Genomic DNA, 16,198 nt, shown 5'->3' with positions numbered 1-16,198 from the left:
CGTCGAAGCGACCAGGTCCGTGACTGTCGTCACGACCATTGCTTCGCCCGCACCGTCCCCGGTGGATGCAGCCGGATCGACGCGTTTTCGCGGCCGCCTCAGCGCACCACCAGCCGCTTGCTGACCGACGGCACGCCGTCGCCCTTGACCTTCAGCGACCAGTCCCCGGCCGCGCCGAGCGTCACCACCGTCTCGGCGGTGCCGTTCGCCTCGGCCTTCATCTCGGCGACCCGCTTGCCGTCGGGGTTGAGCACGTACAGCGTCCGGGCTCCGGCGGTCTTGTTCGTCACCTTGAACGCGAGCTTCTCGCCGGGCTCGGCGATCAGGGCGTCCACACCGGTCATCGCGTCGTCGGTCAGCTCGATGGCCACCGACCGGTCGTAGGCCACCTCGGCCGCGGCGCTGGCGAGGTTGCCGTCGTCCGACACGGTGATCTTCGTGCGCACGCCGTCGCCCTGCCGGCCGGGCTTGCAGGCCACCTCGTACGTGCCGGTCTGCAGCGAGGCACGCAGGTCGCCGGTGCGGCCCGCCGGCACGTCCGCGACCTCCGCGATCACCTTGGTGAAGGCGTCACCCTCCCGGCCGTAGACGTAGACGCCGGTGGCCTGCTGACCCCGGTTGGTCACGGTGAAGGTGACGGTGCCCGGGGTGAACAGCGTGGTGGTGACCTCGCAACTGGTGTCGGTGGCGGTCACCGGCACCTGCTGGCCTTTCGGCGCGGGCTCGTCGTCACCGCAGGCGGTGAGCGCGGTGGCCGCGCAGAGGAGGGTCAGGACGGCGGCGGTACGGCTCTTCATCGGGTTCTCCGGTGCACAGGTCAGACGGGCTGACCGGAACGGGGCGCCGACGCACCCCGGCACACCGCCCGGGGGGCTCGGCGGAGTCAGCAGAGTCTAAGCGCGTACGGCGTCCCGGCAAGGCCCGAGGGCGACCCGATGTGCCCGCGCACCGGGCGATCCGCGCGACCGGCATGATGGCGGCATGCGGCTGGTCTCCCTGCTCCCCTCCGCCACCGAGATCGTGTACGCGCTCGGTCTCGGCGACGACCTCGTCGGCGTCACCTTCGAGTGCGAGGTGACCCCGGCGTACCGGTCGGGCACCACTGTGGTCGTCGGCGGCCGGGACACCCGGGGCATAGTCCCGGCGACATCGACGCGTACGTCAAGGCGCAGGTCGCGGCCGGCGCGGACCTCTACACGCTGCACTCCGGGGCGCTGGCCGGGCTGGACCCGGACCTGATCCTCACCCAGGACCTGTGCCGCGTCTGCGCGCTGCCCTCGGGCCGGGTCGCCGACGCGGTGGCGCACCTGGGGTGCCGGGCGGACGTGCTGTCGCTGGACCCGTACACCCTGGACGACGTGCTGGAGTCGATCCGGGCGGTGGGCGCGGCGGCCCGGGTGCCGGATCGCGCGGAGGCCCTCGTCGACGGCCTGTGGGCCCGGCTCGCGGCGGTCCGTGCGGCGGTGGCGGGCCGGCCCCGGCCACGGGTCGCGGTGGTCGAATGGGTGGACCCGCCGTTCGGCGCCGGGCACTGGATTCCCGACCTGGTCGACGTGGCAGGCGGTGAGCCGGTGGGCACCCACCGCGGCGCCCGGTCCGGCCCGACCACCTGGGAGGCGCTGCGAGCGGCTCGCCCCGAGGTGGTGCTGGTGGCGCCGTGCGGGTTCCGTCTCGACAGCGCCGCCGAGCAGGCCTCCGCGGTGGCCGGGCACTTCCCCGGCGCACAGGTGTGGGCGCTGGACGCGGACGGGCTGATCGTGCGCGCCGCCCCCCGCCTGGTAGACGGCGCCGAAACGATAGCCGCCATCCTCCACCCCGACGCGGTCCCCGCCGCCCCGCCCGAAGCAGCCCGCCGCATCACCTGACCCCCGCCCCGCCCCCGCCCCGCCCCCGGCCCCGGCCCCGGCCCGGCCCGGCCCCGGCGATCTTGCACTTCCTGCCCGGGCAAAGTACGGAAACCGGTCATCCGAGGGGCAGCAAGTCCATGATCAACGTAAGGGCGGGCCGTCGCGCGGGCATCGAGTTCAAGGGCGGCGGAGGGCAGGGTGCCGGGTCCTCGGCGCGGCGGCGAGGGGCGGCTGCGGAAACGCGGACGCCGCCCCCGTGCGGTGGGGACGGCGTCCGGGTGAGCGGGGTCGGTCAGGTCATGTCGTCGAAGCGGCGCTCGATCGGCCTCGGGGCGGCGACCGGTTCGGGCGCGCCGATCGGCTCGGACGCCTCGATTCGGCCTCCGGCGGGCACCGGCTCGGTCGACAGGTCAAGCGGTGACACCTCGTCGTCGGCGATGCCGGCGTAGGTCTCACGCCCGCGACCGCGCCGCCTGTCGTTGAGGAACGCCACCCCCACCGCGGCGAAGTAGAGCAAGCAGAGACAGATCGCCAGCGCCGTCATGCCGAACGGGTCGGGCGTCGGCGTGACCACCGCGGCGAACGCGAAGAACACGAACACCGCCACCCGCCACCAGCTCAGCAGCCGCTTGGCGCTGGCCAGGCCGACAAAGTTGAGCATCAGCACGATCAGCGGGAACTCGAACGCCACCCCGAACAGCAGGATCAGGTTCGTGACGAACGAGATGTAGCGGGTCACCTCGAGGTTGGTCGAGATGTCGTCGCCGGAGACGTTGAGCAGGAACTCCAGTCCCTTGGTGGTGACGAAGAACGCCAGCACCGCGCCGGCCGCGAACAGCGGGGCCGCCAGGGCGGTGAAGACGTACGCGTAGCGCCGCTCGTGCCGGTGCAGGCCGGGCGCGATGAACGCCCAGAGCTGGTAGAGCCAGATCGGCGCGGCGATGATCAGACCGACCCAGAGACCGATCTTGAGGTTCAGCAGGAAGACGTCGGCGACGCCGAGCTGCACGAACAGGCACTTGCCGGTTTCCGGATCGATCGACTGCGGCAGGTCGCAGTAGGGCTTCGACAGCAACGTCCGGACCGGCGTGGCCAGCCAGATGCCGAAGCCGAAGCCGACCAGGATCGCCAGCGACGCCCGGAACAGCCGATTACGTAGCTCACGGATGTGCTCCATGAGCGTCATCGAGCCGTCGGCGGCCCGCGCGAAGTTGCTCGGGCCGCGCTTCTTCAACCCGAAGGCCACGGTGGTTGGGGCCCTCTCGGATCAGTTCTCGCGGACGCGCTGCACCGGGTCGGCCGGCGGGGCCATGGGCTGCTGCGGCTGCGGGGCGTACGGCTGCTGCGTGTACTGCTGCTGGCCCGGGGCGTACGGCTGCCCCTGCACCGGCTGCTGCGGCGAAAGCGGCTGGTAGCCGGCCTGCGCGTCGGCCTTCTCGGCGAGGTCGCGGTCGTCGTCGTGCAGGCTCTTGGTCTCCGCCTTGATGATCCGCAGCGAACGGCCCAGCGAGCGGGCCGCGTCGGGGAGCCGCTTCGCGCCGAACAGCAGGATCAGCACGACCACGAGTACGGCGATGTGCCACGGCTTGAGGGCACCCATGGGAAGCTCCAGTCGCTCTGTGTCGGTGAGGGGTGGTCGTCGCCCATCGTACGTGTGTCGCAGCGGCTTGCCACCCCCGCGGGCCTGCCGGTGCGGGCCCGATCGGTGAAGTTTCGACCAACCCGAAGTGTCCCGTCAACCGTCCAGGTCCGCGCATTTCTGCGCGCAACCGCCCGGTTACGCGCAAACGACGCTCACCCGGGCCGACGGTCGTCGATCAGTCGCCGCGCTTGGCCTTGATCAACGCGATCCGCTCCTGCGCGAGCATCGACCGCTCCTGGAGCGACTCGGCCCGCGCCTGCAACTGCTCGGCGGCCGACCGCAGCGACTCCGCCTCGGCCGCCCGGCGCTGCAGCGCCAGCGCGGAACGGCGCAGACCGGGCAGGCGGCTCACCACCGGACGAATCGCCAGGGCCAGTACGACCAGCGCGAACAGCACGACCCCGAGCACGATCCACTTCACCACGGCGGTCAGCCTATCGGGTGACGCCGGCGGCCGCCGGGTCGGCGCTGCCGGTCGGGGTGGCGTACGCGTCGAGCGCGGCCACGGCCTGGGCGCGTACCTGCTCGGCCAGCTCGGCCGGCGCCACCACCGTCACCTCCGGGCCCAGCCCGAGCACGAACCGCCGGGCCCATCCGATGTCGGTGACGCGCAGCGACACCAGCCACTGCTCGCCGTCGGCCTCGACCCGCTCGCACGGGTAGTACTCGGTGATCCACCGCTCGCCCCGCCCGATCCGCAGCGTGATCAGCGGCAGGTCGGCCGACGGGCGGAACACGCCGTCGCGCAGATCGTGCGGGCGGGCCTGCGGCGGCACCACCGCCTGCTCCGGCAGCTCGGTCACCGCGTCGATGCGGTCGGCCCGGAAGAGCCGCACGCCCTCGGCGCGGCGGCACCACGCCTCCACGTAGGCCCGGCCGCCGACCATCAGCATCCGCAGCGGGTCGATGGTGCGTTCGGTGGTCTCGTCCCGGGCCGCCGTGTAGTAGGTGATCCGCAGCGCCCGGCCGCGCTCGACGGCGGCGCGCAGCTCGCGTACCCGTGCGCTGTCTCCGGGCAGGCGGACCTCGACCGGCGCTCCGGCCAGGTCACCGGCGGCGTTCTCGATCTTGGCCAGCGCCCGCTCGACCGCTTCCCGGTTGGCCACGCCGGGCGTCTCGGCGATCATCCGCAGCGCCACCACCAGGGCCAGGGCCTCGTCCGGGGTGAGCCGAAGTGGCCGGTCGATGCCGGCGTCGTAGGTGATGGTCACCCGGTCGCCGTCGAACGCCATGTCGATCAGGTCACCGGGGCCGTAGCCGGGCAGCCCGCACACCCAGAGCAGTTCCAGGTCCTCCCGGAGCTGCTTCTCGGTCACCCCGAGGTCGTGCGCCGCCTCGGCGATCTCGATGCCGGGGCGGGCCAGCAGGTAGGGCACCAGGTTGAGCAGCCGGGCCAGCCGGTCGGCGGAGGCACGGCCCGCGCGGGCCGCCGGGCGGGTCACCGGGCACCCCCGGTCACGGCCAGCTCGTCGTGGCGGGCGGCGACCTCCTTGAGCCGCTGGATGACCGCCTCCCGCACCTCCGGTGGTTCCAGCACGCGGACGTCCGGGCCGTAACCGACGATCTGGCCGGCCAGGTAGTCGGCGTCGGCGTACGGCAGCACCAGCCGGTCGCCGTCCGGACCGGCCTGGCACTCCACCGCCCAGCGGCGCAGCCCGGCGGCGCGCCCCGGAGCGGCCAGCACCGTCGCGCGGCCGGTGCGTTCCACCGGACCGGACCAGCGGGCCACGTGGCTGATCAGGTCGACCCCGGCCGGCGGCTCGTAGGCGCCCGGCTCGCCGGTGGCCCGGACGGCGCCGACCACCCGGGACAACCGGAAGCAGCGGGTCGCGTCGCGGTCCAGGTCGTGGCCGACGACGTACCACCGGCCGCGCCAGCAGACCACGCCCCACGGCTGGACCCGGCGGCGGGTGGGCGCGTCGCGGTCCGGCACGCGGTAGTCGAACCTGACCTCGCGCCGGTCCCGCGCGGCGGCGGTGAGCGGCGCGAACGCCGGGTCGACGGTGACCATCGGTTCCAGGCCCAGCGTGGCCTGCGGATCGACGTCGATGCCGGCGGCGCGCAGCTTCGCCAGCCCCGACGACGCGGCGGCGGCCAGCCCGGCGTGCTGCCACAGCCGGGCGGCGATGCCCACCGCTGCTGCTTCGTCCGGTTCGAGCGGGATGTCGGGCAACGCGTAGGCGCGTGGCGCGATCCGGTAGCCCGGCTCGGCGTCGAAGACGCTCGCCGTGCCGGTCTCCAGCGGCACCCCCAGCTCACGCAGCTCGGCCTTGTCGCGCTCGAACTTGCGCTGGAACGCCTCGTGGTCCTTCGCGTCGTCCGGGTCGTGCTCGTAGCCGGGCACGGTCGCGGCGATCTGCGCGGCGGTCAGGAACCGTCGCGTCGACAGCAGACAGATCACCAGGTTGACCAGGCGTTCGGTACGGGTCCGGGACACGTGCAAACGCTAGCAGCCCGCGCGTGGCGCGCGGGCACCCGCGCGGCGCGGCGCGGGTGTCTTCCCGACCGGCGGCGGGCATCGACCGGTCATAGGGTGATCGCATGGCGGAACCGGAGGTCAAGACCGAGAGCGTCGGCACCGTCGTGGTGGCCGGCGCGGCGAACCTCGCCATCGCCGTCGCCAAGCTGGTCGCGGGCCTGCTCTCCGGCTCCGCGGCGATGCTGTCCGAGGCCGCGCACTCGCTCGCCGACACCACCACCGAGGTGCTGCTCTACCTGGCGCTGCGCCGGGGCGCACGGCCCGCCGACACCCGGCACCCCTTCGGGTACGGCAAGGAGAGCTACGTCTGGGCGTTCCTCGCCGCGCTGTTCACCTTCGTCGCCGGGGCGGGCTTCGCCGTCACCCACGGCGTCACCACCATCCTGGTGCACGAGCACAGCGGCGAGTACCTCGTCGCGTACGTGGTGCTGGCGGTCTCCTTCGCGATCGAGTCGGTGTCGCTGGCCCGGGCGGTCCGGCAGGTGCGCGGCGAGTCGCGCCGCTGGGGCACCACCCCGCGCCGCTACCTGCGCCTGACCGCCGACACCACCGTCAAGGCGGTCTTCCTGGAGGACAGCGCCGCGCTGATCGGCCTGCTGATCGCCGCCGGCGGGCTCACCCTGTCGCACCTGACCGGCGACGAGCTGTACGACGGGATCGCCTCGATCCTCATCGGCGTGCTGCTGCTGGTCGTCGCCGTCGTCCTGGCCCGCAGCAACATCTCGCTGCTGGTCGGCCGCTCCGTCTCCGACCGGCTGCACCGGCGCATCGAACGGGAGCTGGCGGACGTCCCGACCGTGGACCGGGTCGACACGCTGATGACCATGTTCCTCGGCCCCGACGACATCCTCGTCGCCGCCAAGGTCGACTTCCGGGACGACGCCACCGGCGCCGACATCGAGGCCGCCGCCGACGAGGCCGAACGCCGGCTCACCGGCCACTTCCCGGAGATCGGGTACGTCTTCCTCGACCCCACCCGGTCCCGTTCGGCCGGCCGGACCGCCCGCACCACCCAGGACGAGGCGGGCCGCCCGCTCGACGACCGGAACCCCTGACCCCGCCCGGGCGCCGTCGCGGCGGCGGCCGATACCGTGCACCGCATGGTGCGATGGCGGTCCGGCACGGTCACGGCGGTACGGCGACGGTGGACCGGCGCTGTCGAACTCGACGTCGAGCTGCCCGACGGCGCCCGGATGCGCGCCCTGGCCTACCCGGCCCTGGTCGGTGCGCCGGAACCCGGCGACCGGGTGCTCCTCAACGCCGGCGCGCTGCTGATGGGCCTCGGCACCGGCGGCTACGCGCTGGTCGTGGCGCTGCCCGACCGGCTGCCCCCGGACCCGCCGCAGGCCGGCGACAGCCGCGACGCCGGGCACCTGGTCAAGGCCCGCTACACGCCGCTGCAGCCGATCCTGCTCGGCGTGGACGAGGAGGCATCACCGCACCACGACCGGCTGGCCGCCGCCGACTCGGTCGACGGCATGCCGGTGGTCACCGCCGACCTGCACTCCGCGCTGCCGGCGATCCTGGCCGGGGTACGCGCCGACGCGCCCGCCGCCCGGGTCGCGTACGTGCTCACCGACGGCGGGGCGCTGCCGGCCTGGTTCTCCCGCACCCTGGCCGGCCTGGCCGGGCACCTCGCCGGCACGGTGAGCGTGGGCCAGGCGTTCGGCGGCGACCTGGAGGCGAGCACACTGCACAGCGGCCTGCTCGCCGCGCGGCACGTGCTCGGCGCCGACCTGGCCATCGTCGCCCAGGGCCCCGGCAACCTCGGCACCGGCACCCGCTGGGGCTTCTCCGGCGTCGCCGTCGGCGAGGCGGTGAACGCGATCGCCACGCTGGGCGGGCGCCCGGTCGGCTCGCTGCGCATCTCCGACGCCGACGCCCGGCCCCGGCACCGTGGCGTCTCCCACCACAGCCTCACCGCGTACGGCCGGGTCGCGCTGGCCCCCGCGGAGCTGGTCGTGCCGGACGGTCTCGACCCCGGCCTGGCCGCGGAGGTCGCCGCGGCGCTGACGCCGCTGGCCGACCGCCACCGGATCGTCACCGTGCCCGCCGAGGGCCTCGACGCGGCGCTGCGGGCGAGCCCGGTCGGCCTGTCCACGATGGGCCGGGGCCTGGACGCCGACCACGCCTACTTCCTGGCCGCGGCCGCCGCCGGCCGGTACGCCGCCGGCCTGCTGACCTGACCGGCGCGCCCCGCCGCCCGGCGCGGGGCCGGCGTCGCGGGACCGGGCCGGCCGGCGCGGCGGTCAGCCGAGGAAGATGATCAGCCCGAGCCAGGCACCCACGATGAGCGCCAGCGCCGCCGCGAGCACCCAGGTCGGCACCGTGTAGTCGCCACGCCTGTTGCGCTCGATCTCGGCGCGGATCTTCTCCCGCCGACGGTCGATCCAGTTGAGCTTCTCGGTGCCGTCGCGGTCCGAGGACGTCTCGCGGCCGGGCCCACCGGCGGATTCGGAAGTGTTCATCGCGACGCCAGCGTACCCGTGGGCGGGCGGCCGGTGCCGGGCACCGGCCGCCCACACGATCACATGCTGGCGATCAGCCGTTCCACCCGCTCGTCGTAGGCCCGGAACGGGTCCTTGCACAGCACCGTGCGCTGCGCCTGGTCGTTCAGCTTCAGGTGCACCCAGTCCACGGTGAAGTCGCGCCGCTTCTCCTGGGCGTGCCGGATGAACTCACCGCGCAGCCGCGCCCGCGTCGTCTGCGGCGGCGTCTCCTTCGCCTCGAAGATCTCCGGGTCGGTGGCCACCCGGTCCACCTCGCGACGACGCTCCAGCAGCCCGTACAGGCCGCGGCCGCGCCGCAGGTCGTGGTAGGCCAGGTCCATCTGCGCCACCCGCGGGTGCGACAACGGCAGGTCGTGCTTGCGCTGGTAGCGCTCGATCAGCTTCAGCTTGGTGACCCAGTCGATCTCCCGGGCCACCGGGTCCAGATCGCCGGTCTCGACCGCGCGCAGCACCCGGCCCCACAGCTCGACCACCCGCTTCGCGGTCTGGTCGCCGCCCCGGCGCTCCACGAACTCCGTCGCCTTGGCCAGGTATTCCTGCTGGATCTCCAGCGCCGAGACCTCCTTGCCGGAGGCCAGCCGCACCTTGCGCCGGCCGGTGATGTCGTGCGACACCTCGCGGATGGCCCGGATCGGGTTCTCCAGCGTCAGGTCGCGCATCACCACGCCGGCCTCGATCATCCGCAGCACGATGTCGGCCGTGCCGACCTTCAGCAGCGTGGTGACCTCGTTCATGTTCGAGTCGCCGACGATCACGTGCAGCCGGCGGTAGCGCTCCGCGTCCGCGTGCGGCTCGTCCCGGGTGTTGATGATCGGCCGGCTGCGGGTGGTCGCCGACGAGACGCCCTCCCAGATGTGCTCGGCCCGCTGGGACAGGCAGTAGACGGCGCCGCGCGGCGTCTGCAGCACCTTGCCCGCACCGCAGATCAGCTGCCGGGTGACCAGGAACGGGATGAGCACGTCGGCCAGCCGGCCGAACTCGCCGTGCCGGGACACCAGGTAGTTCTCGTGGCAGCCGTACGAGTTGCCGGCCGAGTCGGTGTTGTTCTTGAACAGGTAGATCTCGCCCGCGATGCCCTCGTCGTGCAGCCGCTTCTCCGCGTCGACGAGCAGCCCCTCCAGGATCCGCTCACCGGCCCGGTCGTGTGCCACCAGGTCGGTCACCGAGTCGCACTCCGGAGTCGCGTACTCCGGGTGCGAACCGACGTCGAGATAGAGGCGGGCGCCGTTGCGGAGGAACACGTTGCTCGACCGGCCCCACGACACCACCCGCCGGAACAGGTACCGCGCGACCTCGTCGGGGGACAGTCGGCGTTGCCCGCGATAGGTGCAGGTGACGCCGTACTCGGTTTCGAGGCCGAAGATTCGCCGCTCCATGATGAGACATTAGCCGCCCGGAGCCTCCGATGGGCAGCGCCGGCGCTCGCCGCTTGCGATCTCCCCCGCGCGGGCCGGGGAGGCGGCGGGCTCCGTCCGCGAAAGACCCCGCCACCTCGGCGAGGTGGCGGGGTCCGCGAGCGCGGATCTCACTCGGCGGGCTTGTCCTCCGCGTTGCCCTCCAGATCGGCCGAACCCGCCGACGTGGTCGGCTTCTTCGCCTCCTCCGTCGGCACGGCCGGCGTCTTCGCCCGGCCCGGCGCCGGGGCGGTGTCGGCCTCGGCGTCGCCGTCCAGCAGCGCGGTGAGCGCGGCGCCCGTCACCCGCCGGAACGTACGCCCCACCCGGCGCCGGTCCAGGACCGCCACCTCCAGCTGGTTCGCGGCGATCGTCCGGGCCGCCCCGCCCTCACCGCCGACGCTGCTCAGCGCCTTCATCGCGGCGCGCACCGCCTCGGACAGCGACATCTCCGGCCGGTGCTCGTTCTTCAGCACCCCGCTGATCGCCTCGGCCTGACCACCCATCGCCATCCGGCCCGGCTCGTCGTTCACCGAGCCGTCGTAGGTCACCCGGTAGAGGGAGTCGTCCTCGGCGGTGGCGCCCACCTCGGCCACGCAGATCTCCACCTCGAACGGCTTCGACTGCTCGGTGAAGATCGCGCCCAGCGTCTGCGCGTACGCGTTCGCAAGCGCCAGGCCGGTCACGTCCCGGCGGTCGTAGCTGAGCCCGTTGAGGTCGGCCATCCGCACGCCCGCGCGGCGCAGGTTCTCGAACTCGTTGTACCGGCCCACGGCGGCGAAGCCGATCCGGTCGTAGATCTCGCTGACCTTGTGCAGCGTGCTGGACAGGTTCTCGGCGACGAAGAGCACCCCGCCCGCGTAGCTCAGGACCACCGCGCTGCGGCCCCGGGCGATGCCCTTGCGGGCCAGCTCGGAGCGGTCGCGCATGATCTGCTCGGGCGAGGCGTAGAACTGCATGGCCACGGCGGCGGTTCTCCTTCTGCGGGACTGCTGACTCGGTGGACGGTGCGGGGCGGCATCAGCCGCCGGGGTTCTCCATCCGGCCGGACACCACGCTCTCCGCGATCGCCGCCGTCTCGGCGTCGGTGAGCCGGTGGGTGCCCTCGGCGGTAGCGGTCATCACGACCGGGTAGATCCGCCGGGTCAGGTCGGGGCCGCCGGTAGCGGTGTCGTCGTCCGCCGCGTCGTAGAGCGCCTCGACCGCCAGCCGCGTCGCGTCCTCGACCGACAGGCCGGCCCGGAACCGCTTCTTCAGCGCGGACTTGGCGAACAGCGAACCGGAGCCGATGGCGTCGTAACCGGTCTCCTCGTACGGGCCGCCGGTCACGTCGAAGCTGAAGATCCGCCCGGCCCGCGCCGGGTCGCTCGCGGCCAGGTCGAAGCCGGCGAACAGCGGGATCACCGCGAGGCCCTGCATGGCCGCGCCCAGGTTGCCGCGGATCATCGACGCCAGCCGGTTGGCCTTGCCGTCGAGCGAGAGCATCGCGCCCTCGATCTTCTCGTAGTGCTCCAGCTCCACCTGGAACAGTCGCATCAGCTCGATGCCGATGCCGGCGGTGCCCGCGATGCCGACGAGCGAGTACGCGTCGGCCGGGTGCACCTTCTCGATGTCGCGCTGGGCGATCAGGTTGCCCATCGTGGCGCGCCGGTCGCCGGCCATGACCACACCACCGGCGGCCGAGATGGCCACGATGGTGGTGGCGTGCGGCGCCATGTCGGCGGCCATGCCGGGCGGCAGCGGCCGACGGCCGGGCAGCATCTCGGGGGCCACCTTGCTCAGGAACGCTGTGAAGGAGGACGTCCCCGCGTTGGTGAACACATCTGGAAGACGCCCGGATGGATCAAAACCCGCTGCCACGTGGTTCCTCTCAGGTACGTGATCGCCCCGGCCGGCCCCAAGGGAGCATCCCGGGACCGGCCAAGACCACCGTTGCAGTTGAAGCAGATTATCCCCCGCACCCGTCCGGTGCGATCATCGTGGTGCCGGCGGTTGACGGCCCGCCCGTCGCCCTGGCGGGCGAAACGGACATATGCCTCACTGGCCGCCCTTTTGTACATATCCCCGAACGAACTCCTCGGCGTTCTCCTCCAGGACGGAGTCGATCTCGTCGAGCAGGTCGTCCACGTCCTCGGTGATCTCGGCGTGCCGCTCGGCCACCTCGGGGTTGGCCTCAGCGGTGACCTCGTCGACCTCCTCGCGGGACTTGCCGGACTGGGTCTGCCCACCCTCTTGCGTCGCCATGGTGGTGCCTCCTCCACGATCGCCTGCGATCAACTTACCTCGCGGGAGCGACGAAAGGCCCGTCGCGTGCCCGTTTCCGGCACCCGGCGGGCCTTCCGGCATCGGGGTCACCCGCTGGTGAGCGTCTCCAGCAGGTCCTTGGCGCTCTCGCAGCGGTCGAACAGCTCGCCGACGTGCGCGCGGGTGCCCCGCTCGGGCTCCATCATCGGCACTCGGACCAGCGACTCCCGGCCCACGTCGAAGATGACCGAGTCCCAGCTCGCGGCGACCACCTCGGAGGCGTACCGGTCCAGGCAGCGGCCGCGGAAGTAGGCCCGGGTGTCCTCCGGCGGCTCGGTCATCGCGGTGCGCGTCTGCTCGTCGGTGAGCAGCGTCTTCATCGAGCCGCGCTGCACCAGGCGGTGGTAGAGGCCCTTCTCCGGCCGCACGTCGGAGTACTGGAGGTCGACCAGTTGCAGCTTGTGCGAGCCCCAGCCGAGCTTCTCCCGCTCCCGGTAGCCCTCCAGCAGCCGCAGCTTGGCCACCCAGTCCAGCTCGTCGGCGCACTCGAACGCGTCCCGGCCGAGCCGGTCCAGCACGCTCTCCCAGCGGCGCAGCACGTCGGCGGTCTGCGCGTCCACATCCTTGCCGTAGCGGTCGTCCACGAAGGAGCCGACCCGCTCCAGGTACGCCCACTGCACGTCCAGCGCGGTGAGCTTGCGGCCGTCGCGCATCCGCATCAGGTGCTTGAGCGACGGGTCGTGGCTGACCGCGCGCAGCTCGGCCACCGGGTCGGCGATGCCCAGGTCGGCGCCGAGGGCCTTCTCCTCGATCATGGCGAGGATCAGCGAGGTGGTGCCGACCTTGAGGAACGTGGAGATCTCGGAGAGGTTGGCGTCGCCGATGATGACGTGCAGCCGGCGGTACTTGTCGGCATCGGCGTGCGGCTCGTCGCGGGTGTTGATGATGGGCCGCTTGAGCGTCGTCTCCAGCCCCACCTCGACCTCGAAGAAGTCGGCCCGCTGGGAGATCTGGAAGCCGCTCTGGCCGCCGTCCTGGCCGATGCCGACCCGTCCCGCGCCGCAGACGATCTGCCGGGTGACGAAGAACGGCGTCAGGTACGCCACGATGTCGGCGAAGGGCGTCTGCCGACGCATCAGGTAGTTCTCGTGCGCGCCGTAGCTGGCGCCCTTGTTGTCGGTGTTGTTCTTGTACAGGTGGATCGGGTGGGTGCCCGGGATGGTCGCGGCGCGGCGGGCCGCCTCGGCCATCACCCGCTCCCCCGCCTTGTCCCACCGCACCACGTCGAGGGGGTTGGTGACCTCGGGTGTGGAGTACTCCGGGTGGGCGTGGTCGACGTAGAGCCGGGCGCCGTTGGTGAGTATGACGTTGGCGAGCCCGAGGTCCTCGTCGGCGAGCGCCTCGGCCGGGTCGTACGCGGCACCGGAGTAGGTGAACCCGCGGGCGTCGCGCAGTGGCGACTCCTCCTCGTAGTCCCAGCGGGCCCGGCCGCCCCGGTTGAGTTCCGGCCGCGCCCCGTAGGCGTTTACCACCTGGGAGGAGGTGACCATCGGGTTGGCTCCGGCCTGGCCGGGCACGGAGATGCCGTACTCGACCTCGGTGCCCATGATCCTTCTGACGCTCATCGACCTGCCCGCTCCGCTCGCCGTCCCGGTCCCCGTCATGTCGAGCGTAGTCGGCGTGACGCGCGCAGGGGGCGTGGCGGCAGCGCCGGGTCCGGTGTGGCGGCGTGCCTGAGGACGCGCGGAGGCCCGCGGCGCGTACGCCACGGGCCTCCGTCGAGCGGTCGGACTACAGGTATTGACCGGTGTTGCTGGCGGTCTCGATGGACCGGCCGGCCTCGGTGCCCTTGCCACCGGAGACGAGCGTGCGGATGTAGACGATCCGCTCGCCCTTCTTGCCGGAGATGCGGGCCCAGTCGTCGGGGTTGGTGGTGTTCGGGAGGTCCTCGTTCTCGCGGAACTCGTCGACGCAGGCGTCGAGCAGGTGCTGCAGGCGCAGACCCTTGCGCCCGGAGGTGAGGAACTCCTTGATGGCCATCTTCTTGCCCCGGTCGACGATGTTCTGGATCATCGCGCCGGAGTTGAAGTCCTTGAAGTAGAGGACTTCCTTGTCGCCGTTGGCGTAGGTGACCTCGAGGAAGCGGTTCTCCTCGGTCTCGGAGTACATCCGCAGGACCACCGCGTCGATCATCGCCGCGACGGTGGCCTGGGCGTCGCCGCCGTGTTCGGCCAGGTCGTCGGCGTGCAGTGGCAGGCCGGCGAGGATGTACTTGGAGAAGATGTCCTTCGCCGCCTCGGCGTCCGGCCGCTCAATCTTGATCTTCACGTCGAGCCGGCCGGGGCGCAGGATCGCCGGGTCGATCATGTCTTCCCGGTTGGAGGCGCCGATGACGATGACGTTCTCCAGGCCCTCCACGCCGTCGATCTCGCTGAGCAGCTGCGGGACGATGGTGTTCTCCACGTCGGAGGAGACGCCGGAGCCGCGGGTGCGGAAAACGGAGTCCATCTCGTCGAAGAACACGATCACCGGCGTGCCCTCACCGGCCTTCTCCCGCGCCCGCTGGAAGATCAGCCGGATGTGCCGCTCGGTCTCGCCGACGTACTTGTTGAGCAGCTCGGGGCCCTTGATGTTGAGGAAGAAGCTGGTGTGCCGGTCCTTCCCCTCCCGCTCGGCGATCTTCTTGGCCAGCGAGTTGGCCACCGCCTTGGCGATGAGCGTCTTGCCGCAGCCGGGTGGGCCGTAGAGCAGGATGCCCTTCGGCGGCCGGAGCTGGTGCTCGCGGAACAGGTCGGAGTGCAGGAAGGGCAGTTCCACCGCGTCGCGGATCTGCTCGATCTGCGAGTGGAGGCCACCGATGTCCTCGTAGTTGACGTCGGGCACCTCCTCGAGGACCAGTTCCTCGACCTCGCTCTTGGGGATCCGCTCGTACGCGTACGCCGAGCGGGGCTCGATCATGAGCGAGTCGCCGGCCCGGATCGCGCTGCCGATCAGGGTCTCGGCGAGGTGCACGATCCGCTCCTCGTCGGAGTGCGAGACCACGAGTGCCCGGTCACCCGGAGCGCCCTCGGGGCCCGCCAGGATCTCCTTGAGCATCACCACCTCGCCGACCCGCTCGTAGCCGAACGCGTCGACGATGTTGAGCGCGTCGTTGAGCAGGACCTCCTGGCCACGGCGCAGCTCGTCGACCTCGAGCGAGGGCGAGACGGCCACCCGGAGCTTGCGCCCGCCGGTGAACACGTCCACCGTGCCGTCGTCGTGCTTGGCCAGGAACACGCCGTAGCCACTCGGCGGCTGGGCGAGACGGTCGATCTCCTCCTTGAGCGTCACGATCTGCGCGCGAGCCTCCTTGAGGGTGCTCACGAGCCGTTCGTTGTTCTCGGTCAGCCGTGCCAACTGTGCCTGGGTGGCCGCCAGCCGCTCTTCGAGCTGCCGGACGTGTCGGGGGCTTTCGGTCAACTTGCGCCGCACCAGAGCGAGTTCCTCTTGCAGGAACGCGACCTGCGTGGAGAGATCGTGGGCTTCCTTTTCCCACCGTGCGGCGCGCGAGTCCGCGTCGTCGCTGCGTGCCACGTCCCACCTCCCCGGGGGGCTTGAACGTTCTGACCTAACACTAGCCGCTATGAGCCCGATTCGGTCCACAGCAACGCGCTCGTCACCGAAGCTTGATCGCGAAGGGCTGGTCGCGGGGTGGGTACGGGCGTTCGGGTACCGTCGGAGCGTGGGACGGGAGAACATGGGGGGTGCTTCGTGACCGACGTCGCGACCGACCAGTTGCAGGTCTGGGTGGATCAGGACCTCTGCACCGGTGACGGGCTCTGCGTGCAGTACGCGCCGGAGGTCTTCGAGTTCGACGTCGACGGCCTGGCGTACGTCAAGGGGCCGGACGGCGAGCTGCGGCAGGCCGCCGGTGCCCGGGTGGACGTGCCGGAACACCTGCGCCTCGAGGTGATCGACTCGGCGAAGGAGTGCCCGGGCGAGTGCATCCACGTCGTGCGCGGCAGCGACGGCGTCGAGGTGGCCGGCCCGGAGGCCGACGACTGAGGCGGAGACGGACACGACGGGCCGGGGACACACGTCCC

Annotated in this window: 18 protein-coding genes; 4 read left to right on the top strand and 14 right to left on the bottom strand. The window is 72.1% G+C overall.

Annotation, left to right across the window (positions count from 1 at the left end):
- Positions 1-98: 98 nt before the first annotated feature.
- Positions 99-797, bottom strand: coding sequence for a hypothetical protein (locus ACQP26_RS14560; RefSeq protein WP_269706430.1), 699 nt, complete (start codon positions 795-797; stop codon positions 99-101).
- A 270-nt stretch (positions 798-1,067) separates the two neighbouring features.
- Between ACQP26_RS14560 and ACQP26_RS14555 the strand changes: the two genes are divergently transcribed.
- A complete protein-coding gene (locus ACQP26_RS14555) occupies positions 1,068-1,865 on the top strand; it encodes an ABC transporter substrate-binding protein (RefSeq protein WP_433495958.1) in 798 nt (265 codons plus the stop codon).
- Between the two features lie 274 nt (positions 1,866-2,139).
- Here the strand turns inward: ACQP26_RS14555 and tatC are convergent, their stop codons facing one another.
- From tatC to ACQP26_RS14530, 5 genes are all read right to left on the bottom strand, one after another.
- Entirely contained in the window at positions 2,140-3,093 is a 954-nt protein-coding gene (gene tatC / locus ACQP26_RS14550; protein ID WP_281577992.1) for a twin-arginine translocase subunit TatC, read from the bottom strand.
- Between the two features lie 21 nt (positions 3,094-3,114).
- Positions 3,115-3,447, bottom strand: coding sequence for a Sec-independent protein translocase subunit TatA (tatA, locus tag ACQP26_RS14545; RefSeq protein WP_269706435.1), 333 nt, complete (start codon positions 3,445-3,447; stop codon positions 3,115-3,117).
- Positions 3,448-3,664: 217 nt separating this feature from the next.
- The gene (locus ACQP26_RS14540; RefSeq protein WP_433495957.1) at positions 3,665-3,913 is read right to left on the bottom strand and encodes a hypothetical protein; all 249 of its coding nucleotides are present in this window, start codon (positions 3,911-3,913) and stop codon (positions 3,665-3,667) included.
- A 10-nt stretch (positions 3,914-3,923) separates the two neighbouring features.
- Positions 3,924-4,931 carry a helix-turn-helix transcriptional regulator gene (locus ACQP26_RS14535; RefSeq protein ID WP_281577993.1) on the bottom strand — a complete coding sequence of 336 codons (1,008 nt, stop codon included), beginning with the start codon at positions 4,929-4,931 and terminating at the stop codon, positions 3,924-3,926.
- Positions 4,928-5,926, bottom strand: a complete 999-nt coding sequence (locus tag ACQP26_RS14530; RefSeq protein WP_269706439.1) for a helix-turn-helix transcriptional regulator — start codon at positions 5,924-5,926, stop codon at positions 4,928-4,930. Before ACQP26_RS14530 ends, ACQP26_RS14535 begins: the two co-directional genes overlap by 4 nt.
- Positions 5,927-6,030: 104 nt before the next feature.
- Between ACQP26_RS14530 and ACQP26_RS14525 the strand changes: the two genes are divergently transcribed.
- Positions 6,031-7,023, top strand: coding sequence for a cation diffusion facilitator family transporter (locus ACQP26_RS14525; RefSeq protein ID WP_269706441.1), 993 nt, complete (start codon positions 6,031-6,033; stop codon positions 7,021-7,023).
- A 45-nt stretch (positions 7,024-7,068) separates the two neighbouring features.
- A complete protein-coding gene (locus tag ACQP26_RS14520) occupies positions 7,069-8,154 on the top strand; it encodes a DUF3866 family protein (protein WP_433495956.1) in 1,086 nt (361 codons plus the stop codon).
- Positions 8,155-8,217: 63 nt separating this feature from the next.
- Here ACQP26_RS14520 and ACQP26_RS14515 read toward each other — a convergent pair whose 3' ends face one another.
- From ACQP26_RS14515 to arc, 8 genes are all read right to left on the bottom strand, one after another.
- The gene (locus tag ACQP26_RS14515; RefSeq protein ID WP_269706443.1) at positions 8,218-8,436 is read right to left on the bottom strand and encodes a hypothetical protein; all 219 of its coding nucleotides are present in this window, start codon (positions 8,434-8,436) and stop codon (positions 8,218-8,220) included.
- Positions 8,437-8,495: 59 nt separating this feature from the next.
- Positions 8,496-9,854, bottom strand: coding sequence for a Pup--protein ligase (pafA, locus tag ACQP26_RS14510; protein WP_269706444.1), 1,359 nt, complete (start codon positions 9,852-9,854; stop codon positions 8,496-8,498).
- 149 nt (positions 9,855-10,003) lie between these two features.
- On the bottom strand, positions 10,004-10,837 hold the full coding sequence (gene prcA / locus ACQP26_RS14505) for a proteasome subunit alpha (RefSeq protein ID WP_269706445.1): 834 nt from the start codon (positions 10,835-10,837) through the stop codon (positions 10,004-10,006).
- A gap of 55 nt (positions 10,838-10,892) precedes the next feature.
- Positions 10,893-11,732, bottom strand: coding sequence for a proteasome subunit beta (prcB, locus tag ACQP26_RS14500; protein WP_181726645.1), 840 nt, complete (start codon positions 11,730-11,732; stop codon positions 10,893-10,895).
- Entirely contained in the window at positions 11,651-11,932 is a 282-nt protein-coding gene (locus ACQP26_RS14495; protein WP_269706446.1) for an endonuclease domain-containing protein, read from the bottom strand. Before ACQP26_RS14495 ends, prcB begins: the two co-directional genes overlap by 82 nt.
- Complete coding sequence (locus ACQP26_RS14490; protein ID WP_030504127.1) at positions 11,910-12,116, bottom strand: ubiquitin-like protein Pup; 207 nt, start codon at positions 12,114-12,116, stop codon at positions 11,910-11,912. The genes ACQP26_RS14495 and ACQP26_RS14490 overlap by 23 nt, the downstream gene beginning before the upstream one ends.
- A 107-nt stretch (positions 12,117-12,223) precedes the next feature.
- Positions 12,224-13,741 carry a depupylase/deamidase Dop gene (dop, locus tag ACQP26_RS14485; protein WP_433495955.1) on the bottom strand — a complete coding sequence of 506 codons (1,518 nt, stop codon included), beginning with the start codon at positions 13,739-13,741 and terminating at the stop codon, positions 12,224-12,226.
- Positions 13,742-13,907: 166 nt separating this feature from the next.
- Positions 13,908-15,689 carry a proteasome ATPase gene (gene arc / locus ACQP26_RS14480; protein WP_269706447.1) on the bottom strand — a complete coding sequence of 594 codons (1,782 nt, stop codon included), beginning with the start codon at positions 15,687-15,689 and terminating at the stop codon, positions 13,908-13,910.
- Positions 15,690-15,866: 177 nt separating this feature from the next.
- On the opposite strand from arc, the gene ACQP26_RS14475 reads away from it, so the two are divergent.
- Entirely contained in the window at positions 15,867-16,160 is a 294-nt protein-coding gene (locus ACQP26_RS14475) for a ferredoxin (RefSeq protein WP_269706448.1), read from the top strand.
- Positions 16,161-16,198: the final 38 nt, after the last annotated feature.

Source organism: Micromonospora sp. CA-248089 (assembly GCF_050948515.1).
GTDB lineage: Bacteria > Actinomycetota > Actinomycetes > Mycobacteriales > Micromonosporaceae > Micromonospora.
This window is presented reverse-complemented; position numbering and strand designations above follow the sequence as displayed.

Coding starts and splice junctions, on each gene's coding strand:
- ACQP26_RS14560 (WP_269706430.1), bottom strand. CDS start 797: ATGAAGAGCCGTACCGCCGCCGTCCTGACCCTCCTCTGCGCGGCCACC.
- tatA (WP_269706435.1), bottom strand. CDS start 3,447: ATGGGTGCCCTCAAGCCGTGGCACATCGCCGTACTCGTGGTCGTGCTG.
- ACQP26_RS14525 (WP_269706441.1), top strand. CDS start 6,031: ATGGCGGAACCGGAGGTCAAGACCGAGAGCGTCGGCACCGTCGTGGTG.
- ACQP26_RS14520 (WP_433495956.1), top strand. CDS start 7,069: ATGGTGCGATGGCGGTCCGGCACGGTCACGGCGGTACGGCGACGGTGG.
- ACQP26_RS14515 (WP_269706443.1), bottom strand. CDS start 8,436: ATGAACACTTCCGAATCCGCCGGTGGGCCCGGCCGCGAGACGTCCTCG.
- pafA (WP_269706444.1), bottom strand. CDS start 9,854: ATGGAGCGGCGAATCTTCGGCCTCGAAACCGAGTACGGCGTCACCTGC.
- ACQP26_RS14495 (WP_269706446.1), bottom strand. CDS start 11,932: ATGTACAAAAGGGCGGCCAGTGAGGCATATGTCCGTTTCGCCCGCCAG.
- ACQP26_RS14490 (WP_030504127.1), bottom strand. CDS start 12,116: ATGGCGACGCAAGAGGGTGGGCAGACCCAGTCCGGCAAGTCCCGCGAG.
- dop (WP_433495955.1), bottom strand. CDS start 13,741: ATGAGCGTCAGAAGGATCATGGGCACCGAGGTCGAGTACGGCATCTCC.